This is a genomic window from Klebsiella sp. JB_Kp042 (genome assembly GCF_040065275.1).
Lineage (GTDB): Bacteria > Pseudomonadota > Gammaproteobacteria > Enterobacterales > Enterobacteriaceae > Klebsiella > Klebsiella quasipneumoniae.
Genome location: NZ_JBEAJL010000083.1, coordinates 73,783 through 88,259, shown reverse-complemented (window position 1 = coordinate 88,259; position 14,477 = coordinate 73,783). Strand labels below are relative to the sequence as shown.

13 protein-coding genes and 1 pseudogene are annotated in these 14,477 nt (G+C 54.7%); 3 read left to right on the top strand and 11 right to left on the bottom strand.

The annotated features are described in order from the left end of the window. Positions 1–66: 66 nt before the first annotated feature. From ABLV54_RS14345 to ABLV54_RS14315, 7 genes are all read right to left on the bottom strand, one after another. Entirely contained in the window at positions 67–456 is a 390-nt protein-coding gene (locus tag ABLV54_RS14345; RefSeq protein ID WP_050534090.1) for a hypothetical protein, read from the bottom strand. Positions 457–795: 339 nt separating this feature from the next. After that, complete coding sequence (locus ABLV54_RS14340; RefSeq protein ID WP_050534089.1) at positions 796–1,269, bottom strand: GNAT family N-acetyltransferase; 474 nt, start codon at positions 1,267–1,269, stop codon at positions 796–798. Between the two features lie 177 nt (positions 1,270–1,446). Next, the gene (locus ABLV54_RS14335) at positions 1,447–2,724 is read right to left on the bottom strand and encodes a DUF2254 domain-containing protein (RefSeq protein WP_050534088.1); all 1,278 of its coding nucleotides are present in this window, start codon (positions 2,722–2,724) and stop codon (positions 1,447–1,449) included. Positions 2,725–2,786: 62 nt separating this feature from the next. After that, a complete protein-coding gene (betT, locus tag ABLV54_RS14330; RefSeq protein ID WP_050534125.1) occupies positions 2,787–4,784 on the bottom strand; it encodes a choline BCCT transporter BetT in 1,998 nt (665 codons plus the stop codon). Between the two features lie 243 nt (positions 4,785–5,027). Then, positions 5,028–5,648 (bottom strand): histidine phosphatase family protein, encoded by a 621-nt coding sequence (locus ABLV54_RS14325; RefSeq protein WP_072096676.1) that lies wholly within the window; start codon positions 5,646–5,648, stop codon positions 5,028–5,030. A 143-nt stretch (positions 5,649–5,791) separates the two neighbouring features. Next, positions 5,792–6,016 carry a hypothetical protein gene (locus tag ABLV54_RS14320; protein WP_050534087.1) on the bottom strand — a complete coding sequence of 75 codons (225 nt, stop codon included), beginning with the start codon at positions 6,014–6,016 and terminating at the stop codon, positions 5,792–5,794. Between the two features lie 204 nt (positions 6,017–6,220). Continuing rightward, positions 6,221–6,988, bottom strand: a complete 768-nt coding sequence (locus ABLV54_RS14315; RefSeq protein WP_050534086.1) for a helix-turn-helix transcriptional regulator — start codon at positions 6,986–6,988, stop codon at positions 6,221–6,223. A gap of 109 nt (positions 6,989–7,097) precedes the next feature. Here ABLV54_RS14315 and ABLV54_RS14310 point away from each other — a divergent pair, with 109 nt between their 5' ends. After that, a complete protein-coding gene (locus tag ABLV54_RS14310; RefSeq protein ID WP_032452938.1) occupies positions 7,098–7,889 on the top strand; it encodes a sulfite exporter TauE/SafE family protein in 792 nt (263 codons plus the stop codon). 87 nt (positions 7,890–7,976) lie between these two features. On the opposite strand, the gene puuE is transcribed toward ABLV54_RS14310, so the two are convergent. The 3 genes and pseudogenes from puuE to ABLV54_RS14295 form a co-directional block, all read right to left on the bottom strand. Next, complete coding sequence (gene puuE, locus ABLV54_RS14305; protein WP_225608545.1) at positions 7,977–8,876, bottom strand: allantoinase PuuE; 900 nt, start codon at positions 8,874–8,876, stop codon at positions 7,977–7,979. Continuing rightward, positions 8,800–9,665: pseudogene (gene hpxA / locus ABLV54_RS14300) on the bottom strand (allantoin racemase). The gene puuE and the pseudogene hpxA overlap by 77 nt, the downstream one beginning before the upstream one ends. Then, a complete protein-coding gene (locus ABLV54_RS14295; RefSeq protein ID WP_002905523.1) occupies positions 9,665–10,381 on the bottom strand; it encodes a GntR family transcriptional regulator in 717 nt (238 codons plus the stop codon). The pseudogene hpxA and the gene ABLV54_RS14295 overlap by 1 nt, the downstream one beginning before the upstream one ends. 144 nt (positions 10,382–10,525) lie before the next feature. On the opposite strand from ABLV54_RS14295, the gene ABLV54_RS14290 reads away from it, so the two are divergent. Continuing rightward, positions 10,526–12,022 carry an NCS1 family nucleobase:cation symporter-1 gene (locus ABLV54_RS14290; protein ID WP_050534083.1) on the top strand — a complete coding sequence of 499 codons (1,497 nt, stop codon included), beginning with the start codon at positions 10,526–10,528 and terminating at the stop codon, positions 12,020–12,022. A gap of 101 nt (positions 12,023–12,123) precedes the next feature. Then, on the top strand, positions 12,124–13,434 hold the full coding sequence (gene guaD, locus ABLV54_RS14285; RefSeq protein ID WP_050534082.1) for a guanine deaminase: 1,311 nt from the start codon (positions 12,124–12,126) through the stop codon (positions 13,432–13,434). 64 nt (positions 13,435–13,498) lie between these two features. On the opposite strand, the gene ABLV54_RS14280 is transcribed toward guaD, so the two are convergent. Beyond that, complete coding sequence (locus ABLV54_RS14280) at positions 13,499–14,440, bottom strand: hypothetical protein (RefSeq protein WP_023289776.1); 942 nt, start codon at positions 14,438–14,440, stop codon at positions 13,499–13,501. Between the last annotated feature and the right edge of the window lie 37 nt (positions 14,441–14,477).

The following is a 14,477-nucleotide window of genomic DNA, read 5'->3' as shown; positions in this document are numbered from 1 at the left end:
GTTTGCAACTCCCACAACTACGTTACTAACATTGAGGTGTCGTAATCAACGGAGAGCAGGTCAAAGTCATTTTAGCTGCTTCAAGGGATAAGAGTTCGTGGTACTGGAACCGTCACTATAGAGCTCGGTAATAATTATTTTTTTACCATCAATAGAATATTTGACTGTACTGTCCGCAGGATCATCCCGCCAGCGACCGGTGCTGTCAGGGTTATCAAATGCCCACATAACCTGATCACCTATAAGTTTGCACTTTATTGCCCAACGGGTGCCATCGTTCTGTCGGATATAATGTACGTAGGCAATACCTGATTCAACTTTATCCAGTTGCATGATCTTATGGTCACGGCCAAACATCGCAGCAGAAGTAGCCTTGCAAATCTGACCTACCGTGACTTCAGAAGCCTGTACCGGCGCAATAAACACCAGCGGAAAAAGAAGTAAAAGTTTTTTCATACGGCTCAATCCATTTTGTTTATTTTCAGGGATTACGTTAAATGTATATGTCGGCAATCTAAAGCGTTTCTTGACGCTAATTTAGTGTTGCGATGGCAGGACTGATTTTAGTCCCTAGCGTAATTTCAAGCTCTGCCTGATTGCCAGCTTGACTCCTTTGACACGCTCCCCGTTGCATCACACAGAATGTTGTAACCACTTCCGCACCTGGGCACAGAAGAAATTCATGCTAAGCAAGGTCCGGACGGTGCAAAGAGCGGACGTTAATTTTTGAAGCTTTTAAGATCTATCTGCAGTGGTTACTGGGTATAGTGATCATTGCGATTAGACAGCGAACTACTATCCCAGGAGATTTATAGACATTTCCATGCAGCGCAGTTCAGCCTGCGCCAAGGCAGAGGGATACATGCTTTCCTGCATAAGTTTGAAACCATGCTTCTCATAAAAAGTCTGGGCATTAGGTGTTGAGGACAAAGTCAATTGCTCAAATCCACGTTCACGAGCTTCACTTTTGATGGCTTCAATAATCTGACTACCTAACCCTTTACCTGTATATCGAGGTAACGTAAATACAGCCTCAATACTTCCTGTAGATAGATCAAGATAGCCTGTAGCTAATAGTCTGCCATCAGCAGCAACAACGAAAAAAGGATTCGCTACAATGACATTCCTGTAGCTTTCAGGCATTTTTTCCGGTGTCCAGGCTTCAATAATCGCATCATCATAACTATTCTTACATCCGTAACGTATAGCCTGATTTCGAATGTTCCAACATTCTTCTGCCTCTACAGGCACAGCAAGTCTGATCTTCATAGCTTTTCCTTGTACGTTTTATTCTGCGAGCTATTTACATCTACCATAAAAGTTCTAAAGCATACCCATCAAATTTGAGTGAGGCGACAATGTCCGCTCCTGGCACAAAGCAGACGCCCATTCTCACGCGAATGCTTTGCCCTTTACTTGCCAACAACCGAATCGATTGCTCCACAACTATGGTTTTTTATTAGAATCTTCGCCACCAAATAAATTATAATAAATTGATTTTATTAGACATCTGTCAGAATCTATATGGTCAGCACGTGTTGCATGTTCTAATGTTTCAAATGCTAAATTATGCGCGGTCTCAGAAAATATTCCAGGCCAACCCTTACTCAGCATAGACAGTCCTTTAAGGACTCTTATCTGAATCTCCCTCATACTGGCACCATCGCGCGCGACAGGTGAGAAAAAGTCTTCCAGTAGATCGTTATTCTGAAGTGGTGCAACATGAACGGAAGGATATTTCACTTCTATTTCATCAGATTTATTCTGCGCGTAAGTGGAAAGTATACGAACACCTCTGCCAATGACATCAATGGCGGTTCCAGGATCGTTCACTGCGGGGGAAAGGGCCCGGCAGGCTATTTCGGCCATGACGCTAAGACAAAATCGGGGATCCTGAGCAAATGAACGTACATCCGAGACAATAATCGCCTCAAGTAAATCGGCGCTGATTGATGACTCCTGGCCTTGACTCAGGTACAAAACGGGCATGGATGGATGTATGAAACTGCCTGGCTGCGCCACGAGGTATACATGACGGGGATCATTGGTCAGCAGCTTGCTAAGTTGCACCATATCAATATATTCAACATAGCCAATCTTCTTCGGATAAACTGCAACCGTTCCTTTCGGCTGTTCATTGTTCTCAAGCCATGGATATCCGCCGAGAAAGGGATTTCTTGCTCTCGCAATAAATGATTCGATGGCCGCCTGTTCTACTTTTGCCGTTGTCTCACCTACCCTCCCCAGAGAGGTCAAATGCTGTATCCAGCGAAGCAATGTGATGAGGATTAAGGCAATGACAACCAGTGTGACAATGAATAAAATGACTCTCCCCCTTTCTCCATAAGCTCCCATATTGAGGGCAATAATCCCTACCAGACTGAAGAGAAAAGAACCGATGAAGGTGGCCAGTACATTTTGTGTGGTTACGTCTTCAACAACTAAACGCGTAGCTCTGGGAGTCACATTAGTAGTGGCTGAACCGTAGGCTGTGACCATGATACTCAACGAAAAAGTGGTCACTGCCAGCATACTCGATGCCAGTATGTTCAGAATGTTATCGACTGCTTCCGCACCAACCTTCACGGAAACCGACTCAGGTATCATTGATTTAAAAAGAATTGATAAAAGGGCCGTTATTATCGCGACAATGGCGAATAACGTTGCCCTGAACCATAGCTTTTTAAATGTCTGCTTCAGAATCCATTTCCAGCGTGAAATCATTCTGCATTCCTCATATTGCGGCCGGGATAAATAATTGCCGCCCCCAGGACGGCATGTTGCTATTAACGAACCAGGTGCAGGAAGTGCAGATGTTTTTCGTACTGGTCCAGTATGTCATTAATCAGCTGCTCCTGGTTCCAGCCCATCACATCATAATTTTGACCGCCTTCTTTGAGATAAACCTCAGCGCGATAATATCTATGTTGTTCAGTCTGCTGCTCATTATTATCCATCGCGGCGAGCGCGAAGGTCGGTGAGCTATACCCGCGAAGCCTCACTTCATATATAAAATTCAGCTCGTTACCCAAATCGACTTCAAGACGAATACGATCCTCGACTGCGTCACTGATGTGGCTTATCGTCCCCTGCTTGTTCAGCTCTTCCTGAACCAGCGTCATGGCGGGCTGGATGACGTCGTCCATAAAACGTTTCACAAGAGATCGCTTCGGCAGATACGCGATATTGCGCAACCTTCTCTGCCAGGGAATTGGGTTACGTGCAGCTGTAGGAGCAATTGTCGCCATACTCAGGCTTTCACGCTTGGTCAAATCCCGGCGCAAAGCTTTTAAAAGTCCGTATATAGATATCAGTAAGATCACTGAGAAAGGCAATGCACTCGCTATTGTCACTGTTTGCAGCGCACTGAGCCCTCCGGCAAGGAGAAGCGCAATTGCGACAATGCCCATGAGCGAGGCCCAAAATATTCGCTGCCAGACGGGTGTGTTTGCCACTCCACCTGATGCCAGAGTATCAACTACCATTGCCCCCGAATCAGCAGACGTGACAAAGAAGACGATGACCATCGCCATTGCGATGAATGACAGCACGGAAGAGAACGGGAAATGCTCGAGGAAATTAAACAGGGCCAGCGCCACATCCTGCTGAACAGTATTGGCGAGGTCTGTGGCCCCCTGGTTCATAATGAGATAGATCGCGCTGTTACCAAACACCGTCATCCACATTAGCGTAAAACCCGCGGGAACAAACAGCACGCCGGTGACAAACTCGCGAATGGTTCGCCCGCGGGAGACCCGGGCGATGAACATCCCCACAAACGGCGACCATGAAAGCCACCATCCCCAGTACAGTAATGTCCAGCCCCCCAGCCAGTTGCTCGACTTAGGCTCATACGCGTAAAGGTTGAACGTTTTACTCACCAGTTCCGAAAGATAACCGCCCGTATTTTCCACAAATGACTTCAGCAGAAGCACGGTTGGTCCCAGACACAAAATCAGCGCCAGGAGCAACAACGCCAGACCCAGATTGAGCTCAGACAGGATACGTATTCCCTTATCCAGGCCGGACACCACTGAAATCGTCGCTAACCCCGTGATGACTACGATCAGAATGACCTGCACCGTTTCATTGATGGGCACCCCGAAAAGATGGTTCAAACCGGCATTCACCTGCAAAACACCGTAACCCAGCGATGTCGCGACGCCAAAGACCGTGCCTATAACAGCGAAAATATCAACCGCATGGCCTACAGGCCCGTATATGCGATCGCCAATAATGGGATAGAGTGCGGAGCGCAGAGTTAAAGGCAGACCGTGACGGTAACTGAAGAACGCCAGAATCAGCGCCACAATGGCATAAATTGCCCATGCGTGCAGTCCCCAGTGGAAGAAGGTCAGACGCATTGCTTCCTTGGCTGCCGCAACGGTTTCTGGCGTGCCAACGGGAGGCGAAAGATAATGCATTACAGGTTCGGCAACGCCAAAGAACATCAGGCCGATCCCCATCCCTGCCGAAAAAAGCATCGCAAACCAGGAGTGGTAGCTGAAATCAGGCTGCGCATGGTCCGGGCCCAGCTTGATATCACCGTAGCGTGAGAGTCCAAGGAACGTGACACTTAGTAAAATCAGGGCCACAGCAAGGATGTAGAACCAGCTGGCATTCGTGAAGATTTGTTGCTGTAGTAGTTTAAAATTTTTGTCGGCGACATCCGGGAATACGGCGGCAAAGGCGACAAGAAGGAAAATTAGCAAAGCAGATGTAAAGAATACCGCTTTGTTAATCTGGCTTGTAGACTTCTTTGGGATTGTATCATTATTACTCATAATCATTTATTCCATTAATTAAATCCGCACTGGATAGACGGCACTACCTTTCACAGAGTAGCAAAGTTCAACTGGCTATGCGGCGTTATTCGGAACGCATGGTGTAATGAGTGCCGATACAAATCATCCGATATTCTAAGGGGTTCCTGGTTACTCAGCCTGCCGATTCCTGGGGCATTTATCTGTATCAAAGCAGGGATATACGTTAAGTGAAGTATATTAATTTGGGGTAAGTCAGACTGTTCAATCCAGGTGACGTAAATGTGTCGCGATCCCCCATCTAAGGGCGGAACACCTTCCATTAACCAGCTCGAAAACGGAGTAACTCGCGTTGGGTTGCGCATACCTGTGAAAATCATCCACAGCTCCGCTTGTTAGCATCGCAAGCACGCCCTGAATGACCTGCCCGTGAGACACAAGACATATTGTTCGATGATGATGTTTTTTTTCCAGATTGGATAAAAAATGCATAATTCGCTGCGAAGCATGTGAGAGAGACTCCCCCCCTGGCGGACAATACTCTGCATCAAGGTTGAATAATGCTTCTGCGGCGTCTGGATTATTCTGCAGGAGCTCTACGCTTGTCATGCCCTCAAACTGACCAAAAGCCTGTTCTTTCAGAGCTGGTTCAGCTATCAGTGAACAATAAAAACTCTCCGCCAGGCGCTGTCCCATTTGCCAGGCCCGGCCAAGCGGAGAAGCGTAAACACATTCTGCCCGGTAATCACTCGCTGCAAACGCCGCCAGTAAGGCTGATGTTTGACGCTCCCCCCGAAGCGTCAATGCGCTATCATTGTGCCCCTGAATACGACCTTTTACATTCCATTCTGTTTCTGCGTGTCGAACCAGTATCACTTGCATCATTGAAAGGTCACCTATGCTGTTGTTTGAAATGTTACAAACTAAAAACACCCCGTTTATATGCAGGCAAGTTCTCAGCTCTCGGCGAAAAACAGGAACACGTGTCGCTGACAAGGGTTATATTCAGTCGCCCCTGCCCGGGACCGCTATCTCAGTAAAACCTGAATCAGCTGCACGACGATATACACTCCCGCTACCACCTGTATGATCCGAAACCCCCATCTCAGATAGCGCCATTGATGGCGTTCGCTGGCATCAGCGGCTTCAATCGCGGGATCATAACGTTTTCTTTTCCTGGTTCTGAATGTATCGAATCCCCACAGGATGAGAAGAAAGATGATGATGACTTTTTCAACGATAAGATGGTTCACAAAGAGAGACTCCGGTCTTCTCACGGTTACAGGCAGAATAGAGAAACCGCCTGGAGGCAGCCACCACTAAATGTAGGGGTATCTGAAGACGCAAGCCAGGCATACCAGGATTGTCTGTCTTATGACTGCGTTAACGCATAGCCACGCCATATAAAGTGACATTCATTTCCGACCCATGCTGCCGGAGTCCCCTTCCCCGACGCATCAGGCTGGGTGATAAAACGATGGCGGCTGCCCGGTCACGCGGCGGAACATGGTGGCGAAAGAGGACGCATTGTCGTATCCAAGAGATAATGCCACTTCGTTCACCGGTTTCCCTGCTATCAACCATGCCATAGCGCTCACCACACAGGCTCGCTGTCGCCAGGCGGAAAATGACAGGCCCAGCTGCTTCAGGAAATGGCGGCGAAAGGTACTAGGACTCATAAACAGCGCCCTGGCCCAGCGCGCCGCAGGATCATGGATAGAGGGGTTAAGCAAAAAAGCCTGACAAAGCGCCAGCAGCGCCGGATGCTGCGGCAACGGAATGTCAAATTCGCGGACCGGCATGGCGGCCAGTTCCAGCAACATCAACTGTATCAGCATGCGATCGCGTGGGCTGTCGTACAACGGTGGCAAATCCACAGCCTCAAGCAGTAGCTGGCGCAACAGCGGCGAGACGCTGATCACTTCGCAACGACGGTGTTTAATGAAAGCGGTCACATAATCTGGCTCAATATATAAGCTACGCGTGGTCACCCCCACAAATCTGACGGCGTGCACAGTTTCAGGAGGGATCCAGACAGCATGTTGCGGAGGAACCACCCATTCTCCGTCCTGAGTGGTGACATACATCAGTCCGGTCGCGCCATACAGCAGCTGTGCGCGACGATGCTGGTGCGGTGGCAGGATAAACCCTTGCGCATAGTCATTACCTAACGCCACCACTTCGCGATCGAGCTGATCGACTTCGTCAACTTTTACGTTGCGCACACCTGCCTCCCTTTGACCGATTTACAAAGGTAATTGAGCGCTACGCAAATGGGAAGCCGTACGCGACCGGTATAAGCTGCTCGCTCATTTTCAGGTCGGGGATACTCTCTTGAATGAGATCGTTATTATTGCGCTGGCTGGCTTTACGACCGGCATTACCACAGTCCTGTTCGGCTTCGGGGGCGGCTTTGTGGTGGTGCCATTTGTCTATCAACTGATGCTTCGGCAGCCGGAACTCACGGGAAACGCCATGCATGTCGCGGTGGCTACCTCAACGGCGGTGATGATATTTAACGCCGGCTGGGTCAGCTATCGAAACTGGCGGGCTGGTAAGCTTGCCGCGCAGACGCTGTTCCCGTTGTTATGGTTTATTGCCATTGGGGCGGTGGTCGGCTCCTGTCTGGCAGGGATATTGAGCGAGAAGATCGTTCGCGCGCTGTTTATTCTCTATATGCTGGCAACCATCAGCGATTGTTTGTTGCGCAAAGGTTTTTTCACGGGCAGCGCTCGGCGTCGCCTGTCCCTGCCAGTGGTCACTGGCGGCGGTATGGTTATCGGCATGATTGCCGCATTGCTGGGCGTGGGTGGCAGCGTCATGACGGTGCCCCTGCTACGGCGACACGGGTATGCGATGCAGGAGTGCGTTAGCGCATCCAACCCGCTTTCTTTGCCCGTGGCGCTATGTGGGGCTGTGACCTATGCCGTCATTGGCTGGCACAGCATTCCGCTGAACGGATTTCTTGGGTTTATCAGCCTGAAAATTTTGGTCCTGCTCGTCCTGACCGGCTGGGCCGGGATAATGTTTAGCCGCCGGGCTATCCCTGCAGTACCAGATGTATGGTATGCACGCATCTATGTGCTGCTGTTGTGCCTGGTACTCCTCGCCATGCTTATTCAATAATCAAAATACATCCTGGTGAACCGGTTCAACAGACGCGACCGGGCGATGCCCTCTCCCCGGGGAGAGGGCCTGATGAGTGGCAGCAAGCTACCCGCGATACGGATGGACCTCGCGCCAGTGGTCGGCGATCTGCTGCCGGGTACAGACCCATACCTTGTCGTGCTGCTGGATATAGTCAAGGAAACGCTGCAGCGCGCGGAAACGGCCCGGACGCCCCAGCAGCCGGCAGTGCATCCCCACGGACATCATCTTCGGCGCGGTTTCCCCTTCGGCGTACAGCACGTCAAAGCTGTCTTTCAGGTAGGTATAAAACTGCTCCGCGGTGTTGAACCCCTGGGCGGTGGCAAAGCGCATGTCGTTGGCGTCGAGGGTGTAAGGCACGATCAGGTGCGGTCGGCGGCTGCCGTCGCTGCAGGCCACTTCGCTCCAGAAAGGTAAATCATCGCCGTAATAATCGCTGTCGTAGTCAAAGCCGCCGTGCTCCACCACCAGCTGGCGGGTGTTGGGGCTGTCGCGGCCGGTATACCAGCCGGTGGGCGGCTTGCCGAACAGATCGGTCAGCACCTGCACCGCTTTGTGCAGATGCTCGCGCTCCTCGGCGATATCCATGTGCTGATAGTGGATCCAGCGCCAGCCGTGGCTGACCACATCGTAATCCGCGGCCTTGATTGCCGCCGCAATCTCCGGATGCCGCGCCAGCGCCATCGCCACGCCGAAGACCGTCAGCGGCAGCCCGCGCTGGCTAAATTCGCGATGGATGCGCCAGAACCCGGCCCGACTGCCGTATTCATAGAGCGAGTCCATCGACATATGGCGCGCCGGGTAGCTGGCGGCGCCGATAATATCGGACAGGAACTGTTCCGAACCCGCATCGCCATGCAGGACGTGGTTCTCAGCGCCTTCCTCATAGTTAAGGACGAACTGCACCGCGATCCGCGCCCCGCCCGGCCAGCGCGCGTGCGGCGGCTGCCCTGCATAACCTCGCAGATCGCGAGGATAGTGTTCCTGGTTCTCAACCATCTCCTGCCCCTTTTAAAATGGATTTAACGACTGAAACTGTCCGCTTAACGCTTTGTTCTCCGGGAACGCTAAGTCCCCGTGCTTGCTGGTCGCCAGGCCCAGCGCGACCAGCGACTCGACCATCTTCACCGCCGCGCTGACGCCGTCGATCACCGGCACCCGCAGCTCGCGGGTCAGCTCCTGCGCCAGCGTCGCCATCCCGCCGCAGCCAAGGACAATCGCCCCGCTGCCGTCCTCGTTCAGCGCGCGGATGCAGCGCTCACGCACTTTCTCCTGCGCCAGGCCGCTGCCGTCTTCCAGCGCCAGCACCGGTAAATCAATGGCGTGCAGCGCCGCGCAATGTTGATGAAATCCGTACTGGTGCAGCAAATGGCGGGCGATGATCAGCGTGCGCGGCAGCGTGGTCACAATGGAGAACCGGGTGGCGACCATCGTCGCCATATGCATCGCCGCTTCCGCAATGCCGATCACCGGCCCCTGAGCCAGCTCGCGCGCCGCCAGCAGCCCCGGGTCGCCAAAGCAGGCGATCACATGCCCATCCACTCCCTGCTCGCGTCCGGCCCTGATCTGCTCCAGCACGCCGACCGCCGCGATGGCTTCGTCAAAGTGGCCCTCTATTGACGGCACGCCGGCGCGGGGACAGACCGCAAGGATCTCGGTGCCCGGCGCGGCGACCGCACGCGCGGCGGCGCCTATCGTTTCGGTCATCGCCAGGCTGGTGTTGGGGTTGATCACTTGTATACAAACGGAAGACATCACGACTCCTTGTGGCCGGCGAACAGCCGGGAAAAATCGGGCAGACTGACGCCATCGCGCTCGAAGCACAGGCTGGCGACAATATGATCAAAATGGTGCATCAGCGCCTCGCTAAGCGGCTGCAGGGCTTTATCCCGCAGCAAACCGACCAGCTGCTGGTGATCGTCGCAGCGGCAGCCCTGGCGCCAGGGTGCGCCCCAGGCGGCAATCACTAACGAGGAGCGCTGGCTGAGGCGGGTCACCATCTCGGTGAGCACCGGGTTGCCGGAGATAGCCTGCAGCTGAATATGAAAGTCAGCGGAGTGGCGGATCGCCGCCGGGCCGTCGTGCGCCTCATGGGCCTGCTGTTCACGCTGGATAATGTTCTCCAGCGCCGCCAGATGCGGCGGCTGACAGCGCGCGATCACATCGGGCAGATTAGCGACCTCAAGCAGCGCCCGGGTACGAAAGATCGCCTGGGACTCTTCCACGCTCGGGCTGGTGACGTGTGCACCACGTTTGGGCGTTAACGTGACCAGTTGCACAGCGGCGAGTCGTTGCAGCACCTTTCTGATGCCGGTGCGGCTCACGGCGAATACTTCCGCCAGCGCCTCTTCCGGCAGTTTGCTGCCCGGCGGCAGCTGATGTTCGACGATAGCCGTCATCAGCGCCTGGTAAATGCTTTCGTCCTTATCCTGCAGCGCTGGCGCGGCCTGGAGACGATGTTCATTATTCATTAACCCACTCCGGTTTCACTTATCGATAGGAGATCGTATACATAAAATTTATTTTTTGTATACAAGATTCATCATTCTGGCCTGGATCCTGCAATAGCCTCAGCAATCCATATCAAAGGGTTTTCATTCAGAGGAGCAGGTTTCATGCCACATTCATCCCACACGCAGCAGACGAAGACTCACGAGGCGGCCGCCGGCTACAGTCCGCGGCTATGTAATGACGATCTGGCGCCCACCCGCGACCAGAACTGGAGCTGGTACAATATCTTTTCATTCTGGATGTCGGACGTGCACAGCATGGGCGGCTACGTGGTGGCGGCAAGCTTCTTTACGCTTGGACTGGCCAGCTGGCAGGTTCTGCTCTGCCTGCTGGTGGGCATCTGTATTGTGCAGCTGTGCGCTAACCTGGTGGCGAAGCCCAGCCAGATGGCCGGGGTGCCTTACGCGGTGATCTGTCGCCAGGCGTTCGGTGTCTTCGGCGCCAATATCCCGGCGGTGATCCGCGGGCTGATCGCCTTCGCCTGGTACGGTATTCAGACCTATCTGGCGGCAAACGCCCTGATGCTGGTCCTGCTCAAGTTCTGGCCCTCCCTTGCCTCGCTGACCGGCAGCAGTTTCCTCGGGCTGTCGACGCTCGGCTGGCTGTGCTTCGCCACCATGTGGCTGCTGCAGGCGATGGTTTTCTGGCACGGCATGAACGCCATCAAGCGTTTTATCGACATCGCCGGTCCGGCGGTCTATGTGGTAATGCTGGCCCTGGCGGGCTGGATTGTATACAAGACCGGTCTCGACGGGATCTCCTTTACCCTCGCCAGCAAATCACTGAGCGCCGGAGAGCAGACCTGGCAGATGATCACCGCCACGGCCCTGGTCGTCTCCTACTTCTCCGGGCCGCTGCTTAACTTCGGCGACTTTTCCCGCTACGGCAAAAGCATGGGCGAGATCCGCCGCGGCAACCGCTGGGGACTGCCGTTTAACTTCCTGCTGTTCTCGGTGGTCACCGTGGTGATTGTCTCCGGCACCCAGTCGCTGTTCGGCAAAATGATCACCGACCCGATTGAAACCGTCAGCCGCGTGGGCAACGATCTGGCGGTGGCCATCGGCCTGCTGACTATGATCACCGCCACCATCGGCATCAATATCGTGGCTAACTTCGTCTCGCCGGCCTTCGATTTTTCCAACTGCGCGCCGCAGAAAATCAGCTTCCGCGCCGGCGGGATGATCGCCGCGGTGGGGTCGATACTTCTGACGCCGTGGAACCTGTTTAACTCACCGGAACTGATCCACTATACCCTCGACGTGCTGGGCGCCTTTATTGGTCCGCTGTTTGGCATCCTGATCGCCGACTTCTATTTGATCAAACGCGGTCGGGTGTCGGTGGACGACCTGTTTGACGATACGCCGAAGGGTAAATACTGGTACCGCAACGGCTTTAACCCGAAAGCCATTGCCGCCCTGCTGCCGTCGGTGGGCCTGGGGCTGATTATCAGCTTTATTCCGGCCCTGCACGAAGTGGCGAACTTCAGCTGGTTTATCGGCGTCTTCCTCGGCGCGACCACCTACCGCTGGCTGGCTCGCGACGAGCGTGAAGTGGAGGCGAAAGCCGCCTTCCGCTCCGGCGCGGTGGCGCAAAAAGAGTAACCTTCCCCTTCTGCCGCGGCGACTGGCCGCGGCAGGCTGCAAACTGGCACCAATCTTGCTTTTTATCACTATTCCCTGAGCGTTAAGAGAAGGCAGGTTCGATGATGGATTACCAGACCGCGGTGCGCGGTGCATTTTTTGATATCGCCGGCGTGGCGGAGACGCCGGATGAGGTGGCCGCCCAGGCCCGCTATCTCAATGATGGCCTGTTGTTCTTGCAGGACGGGAAAATTGTTACGCTGCTGCCATGGCAGGAGGGTGAAGCCTTTCTGCATCCGCTGAAGGGCTATGTTGACCTGCGGGGTAAGCTGCTGTTGCCGGGGTTCGTCGATGCCCATGTCCACTATCCGCAGACTGAGATGATCGGCGCCTTTGGCGAACAGCTGCTGGAGTGGCTTACCACTTACACCTTCCCGGTGGAGAGCCAGTTTGCCGATGCGGAGTATGCCCAGGAGATAGCGCAGTTTTTTGTCAATCAGCTGATTAGCCATGGCACCACCACCGCGCTGGTGTTTTGTACCCTTCATCCGGCCTCGGTGGAGGCGTTGTTCAGCGAAGCGCTGCGCCTCAATATGCGCCTGATCGCCGGAAAGGTGATGATGGATCGCCATGTGCCCGACTATCTGTGCGAAACCGCCGGGGAAAGCTACGAGCAGACCCGGACGCTGATCCGCCGCTGGCATCAGCGCGGCAGGCTGGGGTATGCCATCACCCCGCGCTTTGCCCCCACCTCGACGCCGGCATTGCTGGAGGCGGTGCAGCGTCTGCGGGCCGAGTTTCCCGATACCTGGCTGCAGACGCATCTCAGTGAAAACCGGGAGGAGATCGCCTGGGTTAAACAGCTGTGGCCGGAGCATGCACGCTATCTGGATGTCTATCATCATTACCAGCTCACCGGCGAACGCAGCGTATTTGCTCACGGGATCCATCTTGATGATGCCGAGTGGCAGTGCCTGCATGACACCGGGTCCGCCGTTGCCTTCTGTCCGACCTCGAATCTGTTCCTCGGCAGCGGGCTGTTCCGCCTGCCCGCCTGCTGGCAGCACCGGGTGCGGATGGGCATCGGCAGCGACGTCGGGGCCGGGACCACCTTCAGCATGCTGCGAACGCTGGGTGAGGCCTACAAGGTAGGACAACTACAGAGCTATCGCCTGCGCGCCAGCGAGGCCTTCTATCACGCCACGCTCGGCGGGGCGCGCGCCCTGCGGCTGGAAGAGAAGATTGGCAATTTTCAGCCGGGCAAAGAGGCCGACTTTGTGGTCATTGACCCGGCGGTCACTCCGCTGCAGCGTCTGCGGATGGGCCGCTGCCATGATATTTATGAGCAGCTGTTCGTACTGATGACCCTGGGCGATGAGCGCAATATCAGCGAGACGTGGGTGAACGGCGAGCGGGTGTGGTGTCAGGATTGATCCTCGCCCTGGCCCTCTTCAAAAGGGAGAAGGCGCTGGCCGGCGGCGGCTGGGTTAATGGCATTCAAAAACTCATCGCCAGGCCGAGGCCATAGCCCGTGGTGTTATTGCCGAACATATAGCGCGCCACCAGCCGGGTGCGGGTGATAAAGACCGGGTATTTACTGCTGTCCAGTTCGAGACCAACCCCCAGGGAGGTCAAACCGGTAAAACCCAGCGCCCCTCGCTGGTCGCCGATAAATTCAGTATGCGCGCCCTCCAGCACGTAGCGCAACGGGTTGCCCAGCAGCGTCCAGTCAGCGATCGGCGCGCGGCGGCGCAGATACAGGCCGAGGTTCTCCGCGCTGGCTTCGCCCTGCACCACCTCGGCGCTGCTGCCGAAACTTTGCAGACGCATATAGGAGTAACGCAGTTCGGCATCAATATCCTGGGTGGCGGAGAAGCGTTCATAATCCAGCATCAGCGCCCCGCCCAGCCCCCAGGCGTTGAAGCGTCCGCCGTCAAGAAACTGCAGATCGGCGTTGGTTTTTCGCTCTATGACCCAGCGGCCAAGGCGTACATCGCTGGCCAGGGTGCCGAGCATCACATTGACGATCGGCCGCAACACCAGGTTACCTCCGAGGCTGTCCCGATGCAGCGAAAAATCCCAGCCGACGCCGCCGGTGGTGGTCAGACTGTTCCATTTGGTCGGCACATTCCGCGTCTGTTGGCCATTGCTGACGACGAATCGCGGGTCGTAACGGCTGTAGCCCATTGTGCCTTCGAGGTAAAGAGGAAACGACTCGCTCAGGGTCGCTCCGCCGCCAAACTGGGTGATGGTCAGGTTGTGTTTATCGTTGCTCCCGGAACCGATGTTGAGATCGCTGGCGGTCACGTCGGGAACCACGGTATAGCTCATCAAGGTCAATACCGCATCGGCACGTTGTTTAATCGCGTGCCCGTCCGCCGCCAGCGTCGTCGGCGCAGAAAGAGAGACTACCGACAGCAGAACGAGAAGACGCACCATACGTTGTTTGCCACCTCAAACACAGGCTAATCTTATT